We start from the raw sequence: 20216 nt of genomic DNA on the forward strand, positions 1-20216 counted from the left end.
CACGAAGTCGTCGAAGGACGGATGACTACAGTGCCGCTGCGGGGGCGTGTGCGCGCAAGGACCGATCGGAAGGGCAGAGGGCGTGGACGGAACGGGCGAGGTCGCCAGCGGTGTCGCCTCGGCGGTTCGTCGTACCCCGCTGCGGGTGCTGCACCTGTCCGACCTCGGGCTGCGGGCCCGGCGTCCGTCGGGGCCGGTCGACGAGGCGGAGCGCCACGTCGAGTCGCTGCTGCACGACCTGCGCCACCTGCCCGACCTCGACCTGGTCGTCGTCAGCGGAGACGTGAGCGCGGACGGCTCGACCACGTCGTACGCCACCGCACGACGTCTGATCGGCGCCTTCGCGGCCCGGCACGGTGCGCCGCACGTCTACGCGGTCGGCGACCGCGACGACCACGACCGGTTCGGCGAGGTGCTCGGGTCCGGCCACCTCGGGCCCGACGACCTCGACTACGGCACCATCGGGCCGCTCGGGGAGCGGACCGACGAGCGGCACGGCTGGGTCAGCGAGGTCGACGGCCTGCGGGTCGTCACGGTCGACACGACCCTCGCCGGCTCGCCCCACGGTGTGCTCGGTGAGGACCAGGCGCAGTGGCTGAACCGAGTCCTCGACACGGAGGGGCCGCGCGGCACGGTCCTCGTGCTGCACCACCCCCCGATCAGTCCCGGTGGCTTCGACCACCTGGGGGAGCGGGCACTGCGCGACACCGATCGTCTCGTCGAGGTCGTCGAGGGCAGCGACGTGCGGGCCGTCCTCGCCGGGCACCTTCGGGTCCCGCTGACCGGGGTGCTCGCGGGAACGCCCGTCCAGGTCGCCCCGGGAGCCGTCGACCACACCGACCTCACCGCCCCCGTACGGCTCGACCGGCAGGTCGCCGGCGGCGCAGGGGTGGTCCTCGAGATCGGTGCTCCCGGCTGCCTCGTCTCCTACCCGGTACGCGCCCGACGGGCGGCTGCCCTCGACCGGGTGACCCTGAGCGACCCGCGCACCGGGAACCCCGTCGCCGACGAGGAGGTCACGCCGACCCGGCCGACCACGGGCGAGGAGGCCCGTGCGCTCGGCACCCACATCCCGGCCGGGGAGATCCCGGGACCGTCGCTCGCCCTCGGTGACGACGGTGCGCAGGTCGACACCTGGCCCGACGAGCTCGACTCGAGCACCCGCCGCGTCGCACCGGAGCCGCCTTCCGACGTCGTCCCGGTCTGGCTGGAGGAGGCCGGCGCGGAGGAGTCGCCCGCGGCCGAGCAGACTCCGGTCGAGGACCCTCCGGTCGTCGAGCCCCCGGCCGAGGAGTCACCGGCCGAGGAGCCACCGGCCGAGCACCCTGACGCCGAGGAGCCCGTACCGCTCGAGGACAGCGGCGTCCTCTCCTGGGCCTTCGACCGCGAGACCCCCGGCGAGCGGATCTGAGCCGCTCGGGTCACGAGCCGACGGGACGGAAGCCGTCGTGGTTCGGCGCGCTCTCGTCGGGCGGGTCGATGCGGACCGCCTCGTGCTGGCGCTCACGCACCGCGCGCTTGATCTGCTGGAGGTTGTTGCGCAGCAGGTCCGAGACGAGCTCGTCCATGCGCGGGTCGCCGAGCATCTCGACCAGCACGCGGAGCGTGGTCTCGCTGACGGTGTCGACGACGACGCCGTAGCCGGGCATCCGCCCGACCAGCCGGACATTGGGGTCCTCGCGCACCTTCTCCGCCACCAGGGCCTTGAGCTCTGCGTGGTTCTCGACGAGGGCGTCGGAGACGTTGCGCGTGTAGTGCCCGGTCTGGATGACGTCGGCGACCTCATCGAGCACCGCGATCGTGATCGGCCGCTTCACGAGGTCGACGACCCTCTCCGTCGCCTTGTTGACCAACCGGATCGCCAGGGGCGTGCGCAGACCCCTGGTGACCAGCAGCCGGGTGATCAGCGCCGCGAGGACGGCGAGGACCACGAGCACGACCACCACGAGGATCACGAACGTGGTGGTGCCGAGGCCGAGGATCGTGAGCGGGTGCACCCCCTGATTCTCACCCATCGGGACGGCGCCGGCCGGCACCGGACCCGCTCAGCCGGCGTCGTACCGCGTGGCCAGCTGCTGCAGCGTCGCGGTGATCCCACGTGCGTTCGCCTTGGCCATCCCCAGTCTCGCCGCGATCGCACTGCCCGCCGAGCGTGAGTAGTCGAAGGTCTCCGTCACCCGGGTGCGCGTGGGAGAGACCTCTTCGAGCTCCCAGCGCCACCGGTGACCGGCCGGGTGCCTCCACTCGACCACGCGGTCCTCGACCAGCTCGGTGACGGTCGAGGTGATCGCGTACGGGACGCCGAACATCTTCATCGCGACCGAGAACGTCGCGCCCTGCGAGAGCCGCTCGGGTGCCGAGACCTTGGCGTCGCCGACGGTGCCGGACCCGTCCAGCTCGCCGTGCCGACGGGGGTCGGCGACCATGGCGAAGAGCTCGTGGGCGGGTGCCCCGACCTCGATCGAGCGGCTGACCTTCCTCGGCCCTGCGTCGACGGTGCTGACCTGTGGAGTGCTCATGCACCGAGCCTCGCACGACGTTCGTCGGTGATCGATCGCACAGGACTCTGTTGCCGACGACAACTTCAGGTCTAGGTTGCTGTGCAGCCCCCACCGCCGCTCGGGCGGTGCCCGTCCAAGAACGGAAGTCACCACGTGAGAAGAACACGTACGTCGCTGTGCGCAGCGACCGTCATCGGCGCTCTGATCGCCACGGGAGTCGGTACCGCACCGGCTCACGCGGCCGACCGCAAGCGGGTCGCCCGCAGCGCACCCAGCTGGGTCGCCTCAGCCCAGGCGAAGGGCCAGGCGAAGGGCCGCGCCGCGGCCAAGAACCGCTCGTCCTTCCGGCTCTACCTCGCACCGAAGGGCGGGGTGGACGCGCTGGAGGCCGACGCGCTGGCCCGCTCGACGCCGGGCACGTCGTCGTACGGCACGTTCCTCACCGCCGCGCAGTACCACGCCGCCTACGACCCGTCGTCCGCCTCCGTGAAGACGGTGCGCGGCTTCCTCGCCGACAACGGACTGACGGTGAGTGGCGTCGGTCCGGCGAAGCGCTACCTGAGCGTGACCGGGACCAACGCCGCGGTCGAGAAGGCCTTCGCCACCACGATGGGCCTGTTCACTCACGACGGCGAGCAGGTGCAGACGAACACCACCGACATCTCCGTCCCCGCCTCGCTCGCACCGCTGGTGATCGGCGTGACCGGTCTGGACACCGAGACGCGCACGATGTCGCACCGTCACCTGACCGGGCCCGCCGCGCCTCCCTCTGCCGGCTTCCGCAACGCCCGTCCGTGCTCGCGCTCGTACGGTCAGGTCGCCGCGACGTACCAGGCGGACTTCAAGACCCCTCTGCCGCAGTTCAAGAACAAGACGCTGCCGTACGCGGTGTGCGGCTACACCGGTCCCCAGCTGCGCGCGGCGTACGAGCAGGGCTCGACGCTCGACGGCACCGGCACCAACGTCGCCGTCGTCGACGCCTACGCCTCGCCGACCATCGCCAAGGACGCACAGACGTACGCCACCCAGCACGGTGACGGCGGGTACGCCAACGGCCAGCTGACCCAGGTGACGCCGGCGAAGTTCACCCACGCCGCCCAGTGCGACCCGTCGGGCTGGTACGGCGAGGAGACCCTCGACGTCGAGGCCGTGCACGCGATGGCGCCGTCCGCCGGGATCACCTACTACGGCGCCGCGTCGTGCTTCGACGACGACTTCGTCGACACCCTCGCGCAGGTCGTCGACGACGACGACGCGGACGTGGTCACCAACTCGTGGGGCGAGACGGAGGCCGGCGAGAGCGCGCAGAGCGTGGCGGCCTTCGAGCAGACCTTCCTGCAGGCCGCCGAGCAGGGGATCAGCGTGACCTTCTCCTCGGGCGACAACGGTGACGAGCTGCAGAACACCGGGATCAAGCAGGCCGACTACCCGGCCTCGGACCCCTACGTCACCGCGGTCGGCGGCACCGCCGACGCGATCGACGCCACCGGGTCGTTCGCCTTCCAGGCGGGCTGGGGCTCGCAGAAGTACACGCTGAGCAAGAACGGCAAGGCGTGGAAGCCGAACGGCTACCTCTACGGCGCGGGCGGCGGCTCCTCGAGCCTGTTCAACCAGCCGGCGTACCAGCAGGGCGTGGTGCCGAAGAGCTACGGCAGCAGCCGCTCGGTGCCCGACATGGCGATGGACGCCGACCCGACCACCGGCTTCCTCGTGGGGCAGACGCAGACCTTCCCCGAGGGCCGCTCGTACGACGAGTACCGCATCGGCGGCACGTCGCTGGCCTCGCCGCTGTTCGCGGGGATGTCGGCGCTGCGCCAGCAGAGCGCGGGCAAGCGGCTGGGGCTGCAGAACCCCGCGATCTACGCGGCGGCGGGCACCTCGTCCTACAGCGACGTGAAGGGCACGCCGAAGGACGCCGGCAACGTGCGCGTCGACTACGTCAACGGCCTCGACGCCGCGGACGGGCTGACGTACACGATCCGCACGTTCGGGCAGGACGCCTCGCTGGACGTCCGGCGCGGCTACGACCAGAACACCGGCATCGGCTCGCCGACCGCCGCCTGGCTGACCGCGAAGTAGTACCCGCACGCCCACACACCGCCCGTCGGTCGCCTCGCGCGGCCGGCGGGCGGCGCTCGTCCAGCGACAGCATCACGGCTCACTCCTGGTGATGCCATGCTGTCATCCGTGCGGACGACGGTGACTCTCGATGCGGATACCGAGGCTTCGGTCCGAGCGCTCATGGTGCACCGAGGCATCTCCTTCAAGCAGGCCTTGAACGACGCGATCCGTGCAGGGACGAGTCCAGGAGCCGACGTCGGGTTCACCACCGTGGTCCACGACATGGGCGCGCCGGTCGTCAACCTCGACCGAGCGCTGCAGATCGCGGGCGAGCTGGAGGACGAGGGCGCCGAGCAGATGCTCCGCTCCGGGCGCTGAGCGTCATGAAGATCGTCGACGCGAACGTCTTGATCTACGCCGTCAACCCGAGTACGACCCACCACGAGGCCTCGCGCACCTGGCTCGACCGGTCGTTGTCAGGCGACGAGGTCGTCGGCTTCAGCTGGCTCGTCCTGTTGGCCTTCGTTCGGCTGAGCACCAAGCGTGGGCTCTTCCCTCGACCGTTGACCTCGGAGCAGGCGCTCGAGCTGGTCGACGCGTGGCTCACGGCGCCATCGGCACGCCTGCTGCACCCAGATGCGGGACATGTGCGCTCACCTGCGCGCCTGCTGGACCACGCCGGGGGCGCCGGGGACCTGGTCGACGACGCACACCTGGCGGCGCTCGCCGAGCAGCACCGCGCAGGTGCGGTGACGTACGACCAGGACTTCGGTCGTTTCGGCGACGTGCGCTGGCACCGTCCCGACGACCTGCTCGGCTGAGCAGTGCTCAGACGGTGCGGCGCACGGACCACGCGAGGCCGTGCACGAGGCCGGTCGCGGCGGCGGCGACGAGGAACGACACCAGCGACCTGCTGACCAGCGGACCGGGCGGGATCAGGTAGTACGCCGCGATGCCGGCGGCCCAGGGGAGGAGCAGCACCCAGCGGGTCGCCGAGGTCTCCGAGAGGTCCCAGCGCCGACCGGCCACGAGGTAGTCGACGAGGAGCACGGCCAGCAGACCCAGGAAGACCGAGCCGATCGCGTAGAGGAAGCTCTCGTAGTTGTCGATCCGCACCGCGAGCGCGAGCACCGTGACGAGCACGCCGACGACCACCGAGACGACGCGGCGGTCCCAGCGGGGTCGCAGTGCCTGGGTGGAGACGGTCGTGGCGTAGACGTTGGCGAAGGACTGGTCGAGCTCGCGCACGGTGACGACGAGGAACGCGAGCACGCCCAGCGGCACGGCGAGGAACGACGCGAAGACCTGGTCGGGCCCGTCGGCCACGCTGACCAGGGCGACGAGACCGATCGCGTAGCAGGCGACTCCCATGACGGTGGTGCCCGCGAACGCGCCGACCACGGCGCTGCGCACCGTCCGCGAGTGACGGGCGTAGTCGGCGGCCATCGGCACCCACGAGATCCCGACCGCGAGGGTGACGTCGACACCCACGCCGAAGCCGGACCAACCGCCGGACCCACCCGAGAGCCCGCCGGACTGGCCGATCAGGTTGCCCGCGAGCCAGAGCAGGGCGATCACCACCGCGATGCTGACCCAACGGCGCAGCAGCCGCACGGAGCCGAGGGGTCGGACGGCCAGGGCGATCGTGGCCGCCCCGCAGGTCAGCACCCAGGCCCAGCGGGGGACACCCGGGACGACCTGGGTGAGGGCGGTGGCGATGGTGACGATCTCGAACGTGCCCCACCCGACCATCTGGACGACGTTGAGGACGGTCGGCACCGTCGAGGCGCGCGCCCCGAAGACCCCGCGGAGCAGCACCATCGTCGGCGCGCCCGTGCGCGCTCCGATCGCGGCCACGGCGGCGACGGCGGCCGCGCCGACCGCCGTACCGACCACGACCGCGACCAGGGCCGCGGTCAGGGAGACGTACGGCGTGCCCTCGCCGAAGGGCTGCAGCACGAAGATCGCCCCGGTGAAGCCGAGCAGGCTCACGCCGAGGTTGCCCCACAGCGCGGCCTGGTCGAGCGTGCCGAGCGTGCGTGGCGCCTGCTCGGTGAGGGTGTGCGGCACCTCGTCGGGGGTGGTGTGCGGACGTGCGACGTCGACCATCTGGCCACCTCTTCCTCCGCCGGCATTACCCGGCTCAGGTTCGAGCGGTCGGTGGCGGCAGCCACCCTCTCAGCCCGTTCTCCACGAGCTCCCGCGTTCTGGCGTGCACCAGGCTACGCCAGCGCCGACGGCGGTGGCCGCGGCACCGGCTCGCGGGCAGGATGGGTGTGTGACTCTCGTGAGGCAGGCGGGTCCGGCCGACGCCGACCTGCTGGGCCGGCTGCTGTGGGACTTGACACGGAGTTCGACACCGCGCCCGACCCGGTCGAGGTGCTGGCCGGGCGCTTCGCGCGGATCCTGGGCGACCCGCAGGTGCTGGCGCTCGTCGCGGGGGAGCGGGGCTCGACGGACTCCACGACCGGGTTCGCCCTGCTGACGCTGCGCCCGACGGTCTGGCACGACGGACCGGTCGCGCAGCTCGAGGAGCTGTACGTCGTCCCCGACCGTCGGGGGCGCGGGACGGGGAGCGCGTTGGTCGCGGACGCACGCCGGCGGCTGCGCGACCGCGGCTGCCCGGAGGTGCACGCCAACGTGGACGAGGTCGACCACGACGCCCGGCGGTTCTACGAGCGGCACGGGTTCGTCAACGTCGAGCGCGAGTCCGACGGACGGATTCTGTGCTTCGTCGCACGCACCGAGGCGGGGCGTCAGTGAGGCCGGTGCACATCCGTCCCGCCGAGCTCGCCGACGCCGAGGCGCTCACCGATCTCCACCTGGACGTCTGGGAGGAGGCGTACGGCGACCTGGTCGACCCCGGGGTGCTGCGCGAGCGTCGTCGTACCCGCCGTGAGCGGGCCGTGCGGTGGGCGGAGATCCTCGAGCGCTCCCGGGCCGACACGCTGCTGGCGTGCAGCGACGAGGGGCGACTGCTCGGCTTCACCAGCGCCGGCCCGGGCCGCGACGACCCGTCGGAGGGGCTGCCGGCGCTGGAGGTGTGGGCGCTCTACGTCCGCGCCGAGGTGTACGGCACCGGCGTCGGATTCGCCCTGCTGCAGGCGGCCGCGGGGTCGGGCGAGGCGTACCTCTACGTCCTGGACGGCAACCGCCGCGCGATCGCGTTCTACGAGCGGCAGGGCTTCGGCTTCGACGGGCACGCGAAGAGGGAGCCAGTCGGCGTCGAGCGTCGGATGGTGCGGCGGACCACGAGGGAGCGCTGACTCACCGCAGGACCCGCTCGGTCAGCGGTCTGTCCCGGCGAAGAACGTCCGCGGGTTGCCCACGAGCATCTGCTCGATCTGTTCCTCGGTGACACCGTTCTCACGCAGGTGGGGGAGCACCTCGTCGGCGATGTGGGAGTACGTCGACTGCGGCATCCGCGCGGCGAGCTCCGGCTCGACCCAGTCGATGTAGCAGCTCGTGTCGTGGGAGAGCACCATCCGCTCGGCGTACCCCCATCGGCACATCTCGACGATGGTGCCGACCCGTGACTCGAACGTGCTCTCGCCGGTGTAGATGCCCAACCGGTCCATGCCGAGCACGAAGCCCTTGTCAGCCATCGAGGCGAGGTGGTCGCAGTCGGTGGAGTCGCCGGCGTGACCGAGGACCACCGCGCGGGGGTCGACACCGAGGTCGTCGCACAGCACCCGCTCGACCGCCAGCCGCGTCTCGGGGTCGACGTGCGTGTGCACCGTGATCGGTGTCCCCGTCCGCTGGTGGACCCGCCCGACCGCTCGCATCACGCGCTCGACGCCCTTGGTCGGTCCGCGGGAGTCGATCGCGCACTTGAGCATCCCGGCCCGGACTCCGGTGTCGGCGATGCCGACCTCGATGTCGCGCAGGAACATCGCGTCCAGCGGGTCGGGGACGTCGTGCCCGACGAGACCGGAGACGGCGGGTCCGCGCATGCTGAAGAACCCGGGGAGCATGTCGTAGGTGTAGAGCCCGGTGGCGACCACGACGTTGAGCTGCGGGACCTGCTCGGCCACCCGCTTGACCCGTGGGACGTCACGGCCGAGACCGAGGACGGTCAGGTCCACGATCGTCCGTACGCCGGACGCCGCAAGGTCCGTCAGCTGGCGCACGGCGTCGGCGACCCGGTCGTCCTCGGACCCCCACTCCTCGGGGTAGTTCTGCTGCACCTCCGTGCTCAGCACGAACACGTGCTCGTGCATGTACGTCGTCCCCAGGTCGGCGACGTCGACCGGACCCCCGACGGTCTCGACCGTGCTCCGCGGGCTCACCGGGTCTGCTCCGTGGGGCGTACGAGCATCTCGTTCACCGCCATGCGTGGCGGCCGCGTCACCATGTAGACCACGGCGTCGGCGATGTCCTCGGCCTCCATCAGCCCCAGCTCCATCCTCGACTCCGCCTCCGCCGCCGTGCCCATCGCCTCGGTCTGCTCGCTGCGGACCAGTCCGGGCTCGACCAGGCCGACGCGGACGTGGTCGCCGGCCAGCTCCTGGCGCAGCGCCTCCGAGAACGCGCCAACGGCGTGCTTGGTGGCGGCGTACACGTTGAACGCAGGGGAGGAGACCTTCCGACCGGCGACCGAGCTGACGGTCACGACGTCGGCGATCCCGCGAGGGCCGGTCGCCGCTCGTACGAGGTGGGGAAGCGCGGTGTGCGAGGCGTTCAGGACGCCGTTGACGTTGACCTCGACCATCGTGTGCCAGTCGGCGAGGTCGGCCTCGGCGGCCGGGGCCATCGTGCCGATGCCGGCGTTGTTGACGAGGACGTCGACGCTGCCGCGCTCGGTGGTCAGCGTCTCCACCGCCCGCCGGACGCTCTCGGCATCGGCGACGTCGACCTCGTGGACCGATGCGCTGCCACCGTCACTGCGGATCTGACGGGCCAGATCCTCGAGCTTGTCCCTGCGCCGCGCGCACAGCGCCACGTGCGCACCCTCCGCGGCCAGCGCTCGTGCGACGGCCTCGCCGATCCCGCTGGACGCACCGGTCGCCATCGCCGTCGTGCCGTCGAGTCGTGCCATGCGATCACCTCTCGCTCGTCTGCGTGGTCGTCCTCGGCGAAAGGTACGCCGCGCGTGACCGACGATCAGCGCAAGTGGTGATGCGTGATGCGTGATGCTAATGTCGACGTCGTGAGAACGACGGTGAACCTCGACGACCGCGCCCTGGCCGCGGCTCGAGGTCGGGCACGACGGCGCGGGATCTCACTGGGGGAGGCGCTCTCCGAGCTGGCACTGCTCGGGTACGACGCCGACGAGGACTCCGTACGTCCGGACACCGGGTTCCCGATGCTGCCGTCGGTCGACGGGCACACCATCACCGCCGAGATGGTCGACGCTGCGCTCGACGAGTCGTGACCGATCTCGCGATCCCCGACGTCAACGTTCTCGTCGCGCTGACCAACCCGGCGCACGAGTTCCACCGTGAGGCGCACCGGTGGCTGGCTGGGACGTCGCGGTACGCCACGACGCCGATCACCGAGAGCGGGCTGCTTCGCATGCTCCTCAACCCTGTGGTCACGGGGCAGCCGGTCAGCACGCGACTCGCGCTCACGATCTTGGCCGGTGTCCGCACCGATCGCCGGGCCGAGTTCCTTCCGGACGACACCAGCCTGACCGACGCCGCAGTCGACACCACAGGTCTGACCGGGCATCGCCAGGTCACCGACTGGCACCTGACCAACCTCGCTGCGCGGCACGACGCCGTCCTAGTCACCTTCGACCGGAGACTTGCGGCAGCGATGGTGCCGGCCGACGCCGCACGAGTCCACGCCCTCGGGTGACGGGGACGTGCAGCGGTTCTGCACTAGTTGACATAATGCTCATTATCGGCGATACCGATGACGGCCCGACGACGCTTCTCAGGGCCTCCAGAAGCCGGTGACGTCGGTCTTGCCTGCGATCTGCCACTCGATCAGCTCACCGAGCAGGTCGTGGTCGACCGAGTCGGCCCAGGTGATCCGCATCAGCCGCGACGACGTGGTGTAGCCCGCGGCGTGCATCGCGTCACGGAAGTGATCCATCGCCGGCGGCTCCGGGTTGACCGCGATGTTCTTCGGGAAGACCGAGAAGCCGATGATGAACGTGCCGTGGTCGGTGAACATCGGCTGGTTCCACTTGACCACCGGTACGAGGTTCGGCCAGGTCTGGTTCACCCAGGCCAGGATCCCGGAGAGCTTCTCGCGGTGTGCGTCGTCCTCGACCGTGGCGAGGTACTCCTCGTGGGTGTCCACGGGACCGACTCTAGAGGCGCGTCGACCACCTGGCAGCCGAACCCGCGACGCGCGCGCCGAGATCGTCTCGACGGGGCCGAGAACTCGGACGTCATGGAGATGTTGGGGGCAAGTCTGCGAGAATCGGAAATGACCCTTCATCCGATTCCTGCTAGATGCGCCGGAATACGAGTCGGCCGTGTTTGGAAATGGATATCTCGTGGTGTGCGGAGTGGATCATCCGGTGATGGCTCGGGCAGAGCAGCCGGCCCTTGGCGACGCTAGTGGCGCCGCCCGTTGACCAAGGGTCGTCGTGGTGGATATGGCACAGACCGGGTGGGTAGTCGCACCCCTCAGCGGTGCAGGTCTTGTCCCGCAGCGCGATCGCGACCCGCTGGGGCCGGGTGTGGAACCGGGACCGGCGCCCGACGTCCAGCACGCCGGAGGCCCCGCCCAGCACAGCCGGCACCAGGTCTGCACCGCACGCCAACCGTCGCGCCTCACCAGCAGTGATCCGGGTGCCGAGCCCGGTCTCGACCACCCCGGCCGCGTCGGCGGCGTCGACCAGCTCGCGGTGGGTCATCGTGACCGTGACGGTCGCCGCGACACCGCCGTGCTCGGGCAGGACATCGGCCGGGTAGCGCTCGACGACCTCCATCAACGCCCGGCCCTGACCACGCGGCCCGTCACCCAGGTGCGGTGTCCACACCGCCGCCGGCATCGTGCGAAGCATGTCCCCGTGCAGCGTCGGCAGCGTGAACCGGCCGTGGACCTGCCCGTGGCCGTCGCTGCTCATGGTGAACCGGGCCGCCGCAGCGGCGGCTTCTTCTTCCTTCGCCAACGCGGCGCGTTCGGCCTCCTCCCCGACCTCGGGGGCGACCACGTCAAGGATCCGCCGGCCCAGCACCCGCAGCTCCCGCGGCGGGTGCTCGCCCGCCAGGCGGACCAGGTCCTTCTCCGCACGCTCCACGATCGAGGCATCGACCTCGACACCCAGCACGGACGGGATCTCCTCGAGTGCGGCGACCGCGTCGACGATCACCCGTGCCTGGGCCTCGGAGACCTCACCACGACCCATCGCCTCCCGCGTCACCGTCCGGGGCCCGTCCAACGCCCGCGCGAGATCGGCACGCCGCTTGGCCACCGCCCGGTCCTGACACGTCGCGCTCGACCACAGCACCGCCGCCGACGTCGCACCGGCATCGCCTGCGACACCGGACGCCTCGGCCTGGAACACCAGCCGCAGCTCCAGCTCCGCCACCTGCGCCGCCAGCACCGACAACCGCCCCAGATCTGCAGCGATCTCCACCCCCGGCAGCGACCACACCGGCGACTGCGCGACCTCACCCAACGCCACCTGTGCGGCAGCGATCGCCGCGCTGACCGGGTGGGTGGAGGTCGTTTCCATGAATCGATTCAACCCGTCGGCACCGACAGTTTCTGCAACAGAAAGGCTGCACTGCCCGCATGGTGGACAACATTCTGACAAAGATTCGCGACCTCCAGCCGAGCGAGGTCGTTTTACCGCATTCGGATTCTGGATGGTGGTCTCGACAAGCTCGACCACCGTGGTTGCGGCCGTCGTTCACGCCGGGGCCACAGCCACCCGCACCCGCGCGATCGCCGACGAACGCTCCGAGCCTGTCGGACGGCTCGCTTGCTGCCCCCGTCGTTCAGCTCCAAGGGCGACCGGGCGTGTAGCTGCCGACCGACCACTGGTGGCCCTCGGGGTCGAGCACCTCGAACCGGTGGTTCCCCCAGGGGGTGTCCTCCGGCTCACGGAGCGTCGTGGAGCCCGCCGCGACGGCGCGCTCGTACGCCGCATCGACTGCGGCCGCGTCGTCGAGGCACAGGACCGGCGCTCGGCTCGTCGAGCGATCCACGACCGGCGAGGCTGCCTGGCCCTCTGACGCACGCTCGACGATCACGACGGCCTCGCCCAGCCGGAGCTCGGCGTGCAGCAGCTGCTCGTCCCCCGCGACGGCGGAGTTCACGACCACGAACCCGAGGGCCTCCACCAGCCAGCGCACGGCGGCGGCCGGGTCGGCGTACAGGGTGAAGACGGAGAGGCTGGCGCTCACGCGATGAGTCTGCGCCGCGCGGACGGTCCACACCAGGGGTCGATGGGCCGTGGGAAGGAGCAGTCGTGCGAGTCGTCGTCATCAACCACCTCAGCCTGGACGGGGTCATGCAGGCGCCAGGAGCGCCCGACGAGGACACCCGGCACGAGTTCCGTCACGGAGGGTGGGCGACACAGCGCTCGGGTCCCGAGCTCGGCGAGGCGATGCGTCAGCGGATGGTCGACGGGTTCGCCTGGCTCTTCGGACGACGCAGCTACGACGGGATGCTCTCGGCCTGGAACGACCGCGGTGGCCCGTTCAAGGCCGGCCTGAACCGCACGACGAAGTACGTTGCCTCGTCCGACCCGTCCACCGAGCTCCGGTGGCCGAGCTCGACCCTGCTCACCGGTGACGTCGCCGGCGAGGTCGCGCACCTGCGGGAGAGGGCGGGCGGGAACCTCGTCGTGATGGGCAGCGGGCAGCTGGTCCGCTCGCTGCTCCCCCACGGTCTCGTCGACGAGATGCTGCTGTTCGTCCATCCGGTCGTGCTCGGCTCCGGCGAGCGGCTGTTCGGCACCGACGAGCGCCACGACCTCGAGCTCGTCGCGCAGACCGTCACGCAGTCGGGCGTACTGGTGGTGACGTACGCCCCCAGCGGCGGCTGAGCGTCGTCGTCACCGCGGCCGTCACCGCGGACAGCACCGTCCCCCAGGCGACGTCCAGGGGGACGAGCGCCCACGGCCAGTCGGAGAGGACGGCGCGGTTGGTCAGTGCCCAGGTGGCGTACGCCGCGAGGCCCAGCACCGCTCCGTTGATCGCCGCAACCCGTGCCGAACCGTCCTTCAGGCCCGGACGCACCGCGAACCAGAGCAGGGCGCCCACGTAGACGACGTAGAACAGCGCACCGGCCACGAGGTCGGGCGGGGAGGCGATCCGGTCGCCGAGCTCGGCGCGGTAGAGCGGTGACGCCACGGCGAGGAGCCAGACGGAGTCCAGGACGAGCATCACGACGGCAGCCACGACGAAGGACCGGATCACCTCGGAAGGCTAGCGGGACCGGCCCGACGCGGGCGAAGCGCGCGCAGGAGAGGCACGCACGACCGGGTTTTGGCACGATCGGCCCATGACGACGAGCTCGCCGGAGTCCGGACGCCTGCTGCTGAGCGCGATGCGCCCGCGCGACCCGCACGAGCCCGGACGCGCGGCCAGCACGCTCGAGCTGTTCTTCGACCTCGTCTTCGTGGTCGCCGTGAGCGTCGCCGCCGCCGAGCTGCACCACTCGTTGAGCGAGGGGCACGTCGGTCACGGTCTGGCCATCTACGCGGTGGCGTTCTTCGGCATCTGGTGGGCCTGGATGAACTTCACCTGGTTCGCCACGTCGTTCGACACCGACGACTGGCTCTACCGGGTGCTGACGCTGCTGCAGATGTCGGGGGTCCTGGTGCTGGCGGCCGGCATCGAGCCCGCGTTCAAGGACGACGACTTCACGCTCCTCGTCTTGGCGTACGTCGTCATGCGCGTCGCACTCGTCGCGCAGTGGGTCCGCGCGGCCGCCGCCAACCCGCAGCTGAGGGCGACGACGTCGACGTACGCCGTGGGGGTCGCCGGGGTCCAGGTCCTGTGGCTGCTGATGCTGCTGCTGCCCCACTCGGCCCAGTACGTCGCGGTCCCCGTCCTCGTCCTCGCCGAGATCGCGGTGCCGGTGGTCGCGGAGCTGCGCGGGACCACGCCGTGGCACCCGCACCACATCACCGAGCGCTACGGGCTGTTCACCCTGATCCTCCTCGGCGAGAGCCTGCTCGCCTCGGCCAACGCGGTCATCGAGGCCCTTCACGAGGAGGAGGCCCTGGCCCCGCTGATCTCGATCTCGGTGCTGACCTTCGTCGTGACTGCAGCCCTGTGGTGGATCTACTTCTGGCCACCGCACCACCGGGCGATCGGCACCATCCGGCAGTCGCTGCGCTACGGCTACGTCCACTACTTCGTCTTCGCCGCCGCCGGCGCACTCTCGGCCGGGGTCGAGGTGCTGATCGACGCCGAGACCGGGGAGTCCGAGCTCAGCCGGGTCGCGTCCGACTACACCGTGGCCGTCCCGGTCGCGGTGTTCGTGCTCGGGATCTGGTGGCTGGCACTGCGGACCGTCCGCGACCGAGTGGTCGACGTCGTGGTCCCCCTCGGGGCCGTGCTGGTGCTCCTCGACCCGGTCTCCCCGCTCCCCCTCGGCGTGAGCGCGGTCGTGCTCGCACTCGTCGTCGTGGTCCTGGTGGTCCGGCCCGCACCCCAGGACTGAACACGCCTCGCCCGGTGTTGGCGCCGGGCATGAGCACCTCTCTCCAGAACGCCAGCGTCCTCATCACCGGAGCGTCCAGCGGAATCGGCGCCGCGACGGCCCGGCTGCTCGCCGCGGACGGCGCAGTCGTCGCCCTCGTCGCCCGGCGCCGCGAGCGGCTCGACGACCTCGTCGAGGACATCGCGGCAGCCGGTGGCACGGCCCATGCGTACGCCGCCGACGTCGCCGACAGCGCCGAGGCGACGACGGTCGTCGACCGGGTGGCCGTCGACCTGGGCGGGCTGGACGCCCTGGTCGGCTGTGCGGGCTACCTGGCGAACATGCCTGCGCTCGAGGCGGATCTCGCCGAGTGGCACCGGATGGTCTCGGTCAACGTCGACGGCGTCCTGGCCACCACCCACGCCGCGCTCCCGCACCTGGTCCGCTCGGCGTCCGGTCCCCGTGGTGTCGCCGACGTCGTGACGATCAGCTCGATCGCCGGCCGGCGCGTGCCGCAGGCGTACAGCCAGGTGTACGCAGCGACCAAGCACGCGGTCGGGGCGTTCAGCGAGGGCCTGCGCCAGGAGCTGGCTGAGAAGCAGGTACGCGTCGGGCTGGTCGAGCCGGGTGTCGTCCGCACCGAGATGACCACGGCCGGCTACACCGGCGCCCCGGACGGTTCGACGGGCGCCCCGCTGGGGGCCGAGGACGTCGCCGACGCAGTGCGGTACATCCTCACCCGGCCCGCGCACGCGGCCGTCAACGAGGTGCTGCTGCGCCCCACCGAACAAGTGCGCTGACGACACGCCGACCCGGGTCCCCGAGCAGATCTGAAACCTGTGAGACGTTCTGTGGTTCTTGTGACTTCTGGGTCAGACGTTTAGCGTGCTGTCCCATGTTGCGATCCGGGTCGTCCCGTCCACGCCGTCTGCTCCGCCGTCTGGGTGCCGGGCTGGTGCTCGCCGTCATCGGCACGGCCGCGTTCCAGGGGCTCTCCGCCCCGACCGCCTCGGCCGACCCCTCGCCGTCGGCATGGGCGTCGCTGCGCAGCTGCGAGTCCAGCGGGAACTACCAAGTGGTCGCCCGTAACGGGCACTACGGCGCCTACCAGTTCGACCGCGGGACCTGGGCCAGCGTCGGCGGCACCGGGAGCCCCGAGAAGGCGACCCGGCTCGAGCAGGACTACCGCGCGCTGTACCTCTACCGGATGCGCGGCTGGCAGCCGTGGACCTGCGCGAGGAAGCTCGGTCTGCGCGAGGACTCCGACGCACGTTCGAAGGTGAAGCCGACGTACGCCGAGGCACAGCAGGTCTCCGGCGCCACCGGGAGCCCGACTCCCCCGACTCCCCCGGCACCGTCCGGCGGAACGAAGACCTGGCCGGGCGTGGCCTACCGCTCGGGGCAGTGCGCCGCCGGGCTGAAGACCTTCCAGCAGCAGATGAACACCCTCGGCAGCCCGTACCACTTCACCGCCACCAGCTGCTACTACGCCAAGACCAAGACCGCCGTCCTCGCCGTCCAGAAGGCCAACGGACTCCCCCAGACCGGCACCATCGACAAGGCCACCTGGAACGCCGCCTTCTCGGGCACGAACCCCTTCACGGCCGCCACGCCGGCGCCGGCCGACGCTCCCGCGTGGCCGGGCGTCGTCTACCGCTCCGGGCAGTGCGCCGCCGGGCTGAAGACCTTCCAGCAGCAGATGAACACCCTCGGCAGCCCGTACCACTTCACCGCCACCAGCTGCTACTACGCCAAGACCAAGACCGCCGTCCTCGCCGTCCAGAAGGCCAACGGACTCCCCCAGACCGGCACCATCGACAAGGCCACCTGGAACGCCGCCTTCACCGGCGCCTCCCCCTGGTCGTGAGCGGGCTCACCGGCGCGCGCCCGGTCGAGGGGCTCGAGCGCGCGCTGGTCGAGCTGGCCACGCGCACGATCGACGACCACACCGACGACCCCGGGGACGGCGACGGCATCCACACCGTGGGGGCTGCCGTCCTCGACGCGGACGGCGGCATGCACGTCGGCGTGAACCTCTACCACTTCACGGGAGGACCGTGCGCGGAGCTGGTGGCGCTCGGCGCAGCCCGTGCCGCGGGGGCCCGTGACGTCCGTGCGATCGTCGCCGTCGGCAGCCGCGGCCGCGGCGTCCTGGCGCCGTGCGGTCGCGACCGGCAGGTGCTGCTCGACTACTACCCGGCGTGCCGGGTCGTCCTGCCCGCGGAGGACGGGCTCGTGAGCGTCGCCTGCACCGACCTGCTCCCCTGGGCCTACCGCTCCCCCGAAGGCGTCGAGCGCTGACCGACGCGGTCAAAACACGGGTGACGGCGCTCGTGCACGCACGCCATGCTGCGCGCGTGACGAGGACCGACGTACCCGATGCCGGCGACGAGCGCAGCACGCTGCTGCGGATGCTGGACTACACCAGAAGGACCGCGATCTGGAAGGTCGAGGGGCTCGCCGACGCGGACGCGCAGCGCGCTCCCCTGCCGACCTCGCCGCTCACCTCGCCGGGTGGGCTGCTGAGCCACCTGCGCTGGGTGGAGCACAGCTGGGTGGAGCGGCGGTTCGCCGGTCGGCCGGACCGCGGGCCGTGGACACGGGCGGACCCCGACGCCGACCTGCGCCTGGGTCTGCACACTCCCCTGGCCGAGATCGTCGCGGGCTACCGCGAGCAGATCGAGGTGGACGACGCGATCGTCGCCGGTGCGCACCTGGACGACCTGGCCGTCGTACCGGCAAGGGGCCGGCACCAGAACCTCCGCTGGACGCTGCTGCACCTGATCGAGGAGACCGCCCGGCACAACGGCCACCTCGACCTGCTGCGGGAGATGGCCGACGGGTCCGTGGGCAACTGAGTCGTCCTCAGCGCCGCGCGGCCCAGCGCCGCGCCGCCTCGGCTGCCGCGCGGTCCACGAGGTCGGCGAGCTCCGGCCGGTCGGGCACGGGGAACGACGTGTAGCCGCCGCGGCCCCCGGCCTCGGGACCCCCGTACGCCTTCGCGGCCAGCGTCCCGTCGGGCAGCACGCGCACGGTGATCGAGGTGAGGACGTACGTCACCTCGCGCCGTTCGTCGCTCCACTGCAGGTCGGGGGGAACCGCCACGTTCAGCGCCATGGCTGTCACGTCAGGTGCGCTCACGCCTCCACCGTGCCACGCCAGCGTCAGCAGACGCTTCGTCCGCCTGGTCGGCATCCGTACCAGCCGCCCACCTCGCACGAACCGCGCCAGCACGCGCGACTCGACCCCGAAGGGACGCAGCGCGACGGCACCCGTGCGGCACCGGTTCTGGGCCGAGTCGGTAGTGGACGATCGCCACCGGGCAGGCCACCCTGGGGCGCGTGAGTGTCGACACGTCCGCGCCAGGGGTGGTGACGGACCTGGCGAGCGCCGTCGCCGCCCACGTCGAGGACGGGATGACCGTCGCGTTCGAGGGGTTCGGGCACCTGATCCCCTTCGCCGCCGGGCACGAGGTGATCCGCCAGGGCCGGCGCGACCTCACCTTCTGCCGGATGACGCCGGACCTGCTGGCCGACCAGATGGTCGCGGCGGGCTGCGTACGCCGGCTGGTGTCCGCATTCTTCGCCAGCGGCTCCGCCGGCAGCCTGTACGAGGTCCGCCGCCGCGTCGAGGACGCCGACCCCGCGCCGCTGGAGGTCGAGGAGTACAGCCACTACGGCATGGTCTGCCGCTACCAGGCCGGCGCCGCGCGGCTGCCGTTCTTCCCGCTGCGCTCCTACGCCGGCAGCGACCTGCCCGAGCTGAACCCGCGGATCCGTACGGTCACCGATCCCTACGGCGGCCCCGACATCCACGTCGTCCCCGCGCTGAACCCGGACGTCACGATCGTCCACGCCCAGCGCGCCGACCGGCACGGCAACGTGCAGATGTGGGGCATCCTCGGCGCCCAGCAGGAGGCCGCGTACGCAGCCGACCGCGTGATCGTCACCGTCGAGGAGATCGTCGACGACGAGGTCGTCCGTGCCGACCCCAACCGGACGGTGCTGCCCGCCCACGCGGTCGACGCCGTCGTCGCGTGCCCCCGTGGTGCGCACCCGTCCTACGCCCAGGGCTGCTACGACCGGGACAACGCGTTCTACCGCGAGTGGACGCCGATCAGCCGTGACCCGGCGCTGCTGCAGGCCTGGTTGCGCGAGTGGGTGTACGAGGTCCCCGACCGCACCGCGTACGTCGAGAAGGTCGGCGCCGAGCGGTGGCGCAGCGTCGCCGTCGACGAGAGGCTCTCGGGCCGGGTCGACTACGGCCGGCGGTACGCCCCGCAGGAGGCAGCGCAGTGACCGGGCCGCTCAGCGACGTCCCACCGGCGAGCACCGAGTTCCTGGCCACCGTCGCCGCACGCGAGCTGGAGGGCAAGCAGCGGGTCTTCGCGGGGGTCGGGCTCCCGACGCTCGCCGTCGACCTGGCCGTGCGCACCCTCAACCCCGACCTGGAGCTCGTCTACGAGTCCGGCGTCTGTGGCGCACGGCCGGAGGCGATGGCCGAGGGCATCGCCGACTCGGTCCTGGTCTCCGGCGCCGCTGCCGTCGTCCCCATGCCGGTCCTCTTCGGCTACGTGCTGCAGCGCGGGCACGTCGACGTCGGCTTCCTCGGGGCCGCGCAGGTCGACCGGTACGGCAGCCTAAACACCTCGTTCATCGGGTCCTGGCGTGACGGCGCCCGGCCCGACGTACGGCTGCCCGGCGCCGGTGGCGCCGTCGAGGTGATGGCCAACGCGGGCGAGGTCGTCGTCGTGCTCCGGCGCCACGACCCCGGTGCCCTGCCGGACCGGCTCGACTTCTGCACCTCACCCAGCCCGGTGGCCGCGCGGGCCGCCGACCCCCGCGCCGTGCCTCGGGGCTTCGGGCTGCGCACCCTCATCACCCCCAAGGCGGTGCTGCGCCGCCGGGACCGGTTCGGCGAGCTCGAGGTCGCCTCCGTGCACCCGGGGGTCAGCCTGGAGGAGGTGCGGGCGAGCACGGGATGGGACGTCGCGGTGTCGCCCGACGTCGTCGAGACCCGGAGGCCGCGCGTCGAGGACGTACGGCTGCTGCGCGAGGAGATCGACATCGTGCGCCTCTACCTGCGATGAGGGCCAGC

The 20216-nt window shown here is 71.6% G+C and carries 25 protein-coding genes, 1 pseudogene and 1 riboswitch; of the genes and pseudogenes, 16 read left to right on the forward strand and 10 right to left on the reverse strand.

Annotated features, from left to right (window positions below; all coding sequences use genetic code 11):
- Positions 1-82: 82 nt before the first annotated feature.
- A complete protein-coding gene (locus IEX42_RS02475) occupies positions 83-1411 on the forward strand; it encodes a metallophosphoesterase (protein WP_188777917.1) in 1329 nt (442 codons plus the stop codon).
- A 10-nt stretch (positions 1412-1421) separates the two neighbouring features.
- Here the strand turns inward: IEX42_RS02475 and IEX42_RS02480 are convergent, their stop codons facing one another.
- Both IEX42_RS02480 and IEX42_RS02485 read right to left on the reverse strand, forming a co-directional pair.
- Positions 1422-1997 carry a hypothetical protein gene (locus IEX42_RS02480; protein WP_188777919.1) on the reverse strand — a complete coding sequence of 192 codons (576 nt, stop codon included), beginning with the start codon at positions 1995-1997 and terminating at the stop codon, positions 1422-1424.
- Between the two features lie 48 nt (positions 1998-2045).
- Positions 2046-2519, reverse strand: coding sequence for an SRPBCC family protein (locus tag IEX42_RS02485; RefSeq protein WP_188777921.1), 474 nt, complete (start codon positions 2517-2519; stop codon positions 2046-2048).
- Between the two features lie 135 nt (positions 2520-2654).
- Here IEX42_RS02485 and IEX42_RS02490 point away from each other — a divergent pair, with 135 nt between their 5' ends.
- The 3 genes from IEX42_RS02490 (at position 2655) to IEX42_RS02500 (ending at position 5383) form a co-directional block, all read left to right on the forward strand.
- Positions 2655-4580, forward strand: a complete 1926-nt coding sequence (locus tag IEX42_RS02490) for a S53 family peptidase (protein ID WP_229660527.1) — start codon at positions 2655-2657, stop codon at positions 4578-4580.
- 162 nt (positions 4581-4742) lie between these two features.
- The gene (locus IEX42_RS02495; RefSeq protein WP_229660528.1) at positions 4743-4940 is read left to right on the forward strand and encodes a hypothetical protein; all 198 of its coding nucleotides are present in this window, start codon (positions 4743-4745) and stop codon (positions 4938-4940) included.
- Between the two features lie 5 nt (positions 4941-4945).
- A complete protein-coding gene (locus IEX42_RS02500) occupies positions 4946-5383 on the forward strand; it encodes a type II toxin-antitoxin system VapC family toxin (RefSeq protein ID WP_188777925.1) in 438 nt (145 codons plus the stop codon).
- A 7-nt stretch (positions 5384-5390) separates the two neighbouring features.
- Here IEX42_RS02500 and IEX42_RS02505 read toward each other — a convergent pair whose 3' ends face one another.
- Positions 5391-6671, reverse strand: a complete 1281-nt coding sequence (locus tag IEX42_RS02505) for a purine-cytosine permease family protein (protein WP_188777927.1) — start codon at positions 6669-6671, stop codon at positions 5391-5393.
- A riboswitch (TPP riboswitch) is annotated at positions 6666-6776 on the reverse strand. It overlaps the preceding gene by 6 nt.
- A 64-nt stretch (positions 6777-6840) precedes the next feature.
- On the opposite strand from IEX42_RS02505, the pseudogene IEX42_RS02510 reads away from it, so the two are divergent.
- Positions 6841-7325, forward strand: a pseudogene (locus IEX42_RS02510) (GNAT family N-acetyltransferase).
- Positions 7322-7828: a GNAT family N-acetyltransferase gene (locus IEX42_RS02515; protein ID WP_229660529.1), complete on the forward strand. Its 507-nt coding sequence runs from the start codon at positions 7322-7324 to the stop codon at positions 7826-7828. Before IEX42_RS02510 ends, IEX42_RS02515 begins: the two are co-directional and overlap by 4 nt.
- A 21-nt stretch (positions 7829-7849) precedes the next feature.
- Here the strand turns inward: IEX42_RS02515 and IEX42_RS02520 are convergent, their stop codons facing one another.
- Both IEX42_RS02520 and IEX42_RS02525 read right to left on the reverse strand, forming a co-directional pair.
- Positions 7850-8851, reverse strand: a complete 1002-nt coding sequence (locus IEX42_RS02520; RefSeq protein WP_229660530.1) for a phosphotriesterase family protein — start codon at positions 8849-8851, stop codon at positions 7850-7852.
- On the reverse strand, positions 8848-9600 hold the full coding sequence (locus IEX42_RS02525; protein WP_188777929.1) for an SDR family oxidoreductase: 753 nt from the start codon (positions 9598-9600) through the stop codon (positions 8848-8850). Before IEX42_RS02525 ends, IEX42_RS02520 begins: the two co-directional genes overlap by 4 nt.
- 111 nt (positions 9601-9711) lie before the next feature.
- Between IEX42_RS02525 and IEX42_RS02530 the strand changes: the two genes are divergently transcribed.
- Positions 9712-9936, forward strand: a complete 225-nt coding sequence (locus tag IEX42_RS02530) for a hypothetical protein (RefSeq protein WP_188777931.1) — start codon at positions 9712-9714, stop codon at positions 9934-9936.
- Complete coding sequence (locus tag IEX42_RS02535) at positions 9933-10361, forward strand: TA system VapC family ribonuclease toxin (protein WP_188777933.1); 429 nt, start codon at positions 9933-9935, stop codon at positions 10359-10361. Before IEX42_RS02530 ends, IEX42_RS02535 begins: the two co-directional genes overlap by 4 nt.
- A 78-nt stretch (positions 10362-10439) precedes the next feature.
- On the opposite strand, the gene IEX42_RS02540 is transcribed toward IEX42_RS02535, so the two are convergent.
- From IEX42_RS02540 to IEX42_RS02550, 3 genes are all read right to left on the reverse strand, one after another.
- On the reverse strand, positions 10440-10811 hold the full coding sequence (locus tag IEX42_RS02540) for an iron chaperone (RefSeq protein WP_188777935.1): 372 nt from the start codon (positions 10809-10811) through the stop codon (positions 10440-10442).
- Between the two features lie 151 nt (positions 10812-10962).
- Complete coding sequence (locus IEX42_RS02545) at positions 10963-12357, reverse strand: HNH endonuclease signature motif containing protein (RefSeq protein WP_188777937.1); 1395 nt, start codon at positions 12355-12357, stop codon at positions 10963-10965.
- Between the two features lie 106 nt (positions 12358-12463).
- Positions 12464-12871 carry a VOC family protein gene (locus IEX42_RS02550; RefSeq protein ID WP_188777939.1) on the reverse strand — a complete coding sequence of 136 codons (408 nt, stop codon included), beginning with the start codon at positions 12869-12871 and terminating at the stop codon, positions 12464-12466.
- 65 nt (positions 12872-12936) lie between these two features.
- On the opposite strand from IEX42_RS02550, the gene IEX42_RS02555 reads away from it, so the two are divergent.
- Complete coding sequence (locus tag IEX42_RS02555; protein ID WP_188777941.1) at positions 12937-13515, forward strand: dihydrofolate reductase family protein; 579 nt, start codon at positions 12937-12939, stop codon at positions 13513-13515.
- Here the strand turns inward: IEX42_RS02555 and IEX42_RS02560 are convergent.
- Positions 13466-13888, reverse strand: coding sequence for a DUF2177 family protein (locus IEX42_RS02560; RefSeq protein ID WP_188777943.1), 423 nt, complete (start codon positions 13886-13888; stop codon positions 13466-13468). The two genes, IEX42_RS02555 and IEX42_RS02560, sit on opposite strands and share 50 nt — an antisense overlap.
- Before the next feature lie 85 nt (positions 13889-13973).
- On the opposite strand from IEX42_RS02560, the gene IEX42_RS02565 reads away from it, so the two are divergent.
- The 5 genes from IEX42_RS02565 to IEX42_RS02590 all read left to right on the forward strand — a co-directional run bounded on the left by IEX42_RS02565 (position 13974) and on the right by IEX42_RS02590 (position 17977).
- Positions 13974-15140 (forward strand): low temperature requirement protein A, encoded by a 1167-nt coding sequence (locus IEX42_RS02565; protein WP_229660531.1) that lies wholly within the window; start codon positions 13974-13976, stop codon positions 15138-15140.
- A 29-nt stretch (positions 15141-15169) separates the two neighbouring features.
- Positions 15170-15919: an SDR family oxidoreductase gene (locus IEX42_RS02570; RefSeq protein WP_188777945.1), complete on the forward strand. Its 750-nt coding sequence runs from the start codon at positions 15170-15172 to the stop codon at positions 15917-15919.
- 95 nt (positions 15920-16014) lie between these two features.
- On the forward strand, positions 16015-16986 hold the full coding sequence (locus tag IEX42_RS02575) for a peptidoglycan-binding protein (protein ID WP_229660532.1): 972 nt from the start codon (positions 16015-16017) through the stop codon (positions 16984-16986).
- Positions 16983-17420: a cytidine/deoxycytidylate deaminase family protein gene (locus IEX42_RS02585; RefSeq protein ID WP_229660533.1), complete on the forward strand. Its 438-nt coding sequence runs from the start codon at positions 16983-16985 to the stop codon at positions 17418-17420. Before IEX42_RS02575 ends, IEX42_RS02585 begins: the two co-directional genes overlap by 4 nt.
- A gap of 56 nt (positions 17421-17476) precedes the next feature.
- Complete coding sequence (locus IEX42_RS02590; protein ID WP_229660534.1) at positions 17477-17977, forward strand: DinB family protein; 501 nt, start codon at positions 17477-17479, stop codon at positions 17975-17977.
- Between the two features lie 7 nt (positions 17978-17984).
- On the opposite strand, the gene IEX42_RS02595 is transcribed toward IEX42_RS02590, so the two are convergent.
- Positions 17985-18260, reverse strand: coding sequence for a hypothetical protein (locus tag IEX42_RS02595; RefSeq protein ID WP_229660535.1), 276 nt, complete (start codon positions 18258-18260; stop codon positions 17985-17987).
- Between the two features lie 200 nt (positions 18261-18460).
- On the opposite strand from IEX42_RS02595, the gene IEX42_RS02600 reads away from it, so the two are divergent.
- Positions 18461-19417, forward strand: a complete 957-nt coding sequence (locus tag IEX42_RS02600) for a CoA transferase subunit A (RefSeq protein ID WP_229660536.1) — start codon at positions 18461-18463, stop codon at positions 19415-19417.
- Positions 19414-20208, forward strand: coding sequence for a CoA-transferase subunit beta (locus tag IEX42_RS02605; protein ID WP_188777947.1), 795 nt, complete (start codon positions 19414-19416; stop codon positions 20206-20208). The genes IEX42_RS02600 and IEX42_RS02605 overlap by 4 nt, the downstream gene beginning before the upstream one ends.
- The last annotated feature ends 8 nt before the right edge of the window (positions 20209-20216 follow it).

It is taken from the genome of Marmoricola endophyticus (assembly GCF_014644415.1).
Lineage (GTDB): Bacteria > Actinomycetota > Actinomycetes > Propionibacteriales > Nocardioidaceae > Marmoricola > Marmoricola endophyticus.

What these genes read in the sequence shown, in the direction of transcription:
- IEX42_RS02485 (WP_188777921.1), bottom strand. Translation starts at nt 2,519, where the DNA reads ATGAGCACTCCACAGGTCAGCACCGTCGACGCAGGGCCGAGGAAGGTC.
- IEX42_RS02495 (WP_229660528.1), top strand. Translation starts at nt 4,743, where the DNA reads ATGGTGCACCGAGGCATCTCCTTCAAGCAGGCCTTGAACGACGCGATC.
- IEX42_RS02500 (WP_188777925.1), top strand. Translation starts at nt 4,946, where the DNA reads ATGAAGATCGTCGACGCGAACGTCTTGATCTACGCCGTCAACCCGAGT.
- IEX42_RS02505 (WP_188777927.1), bottom strand. Translation starts at nt 6,671, where the DNA reads ATGGTCGACGTCGCACGTCCGCACACCACCCCCGACGAGGTGCCGCAC.
- IEX42_RS02525 (WP_188777929.1), bottom strand. Translation starts at nt 9,600, where the DNA reads ATGGCACGACTCGACGGCACGACGGCGATGGCGACCGGTGCGTCCAGC.
- IEX42_RS02565 (WP_229660531.1), top strand. Translation starts at nt 13,974, where the DNA reads ATGACGACGAGCTCGCCGGAGTCCGGACGCCTGCTGCTGAGCGCGATG.
- IEX42_RS02570 (WP_188777945.1), top strand. Translation starts at nt 15,170, where the DNA reads ATGAGCACCTCTCTCCAGAACGCCAGCGTCCTCATCACCGGAGCGTCC.
- IEX42_RS02575 (WP_229660532.1), top strand. Translation starts at nt 16,015, where the DNA reads ATGTTGCGATCCGGGTCGTCCCGTCCACGCCGTCTGCTCCGCCGTCTG.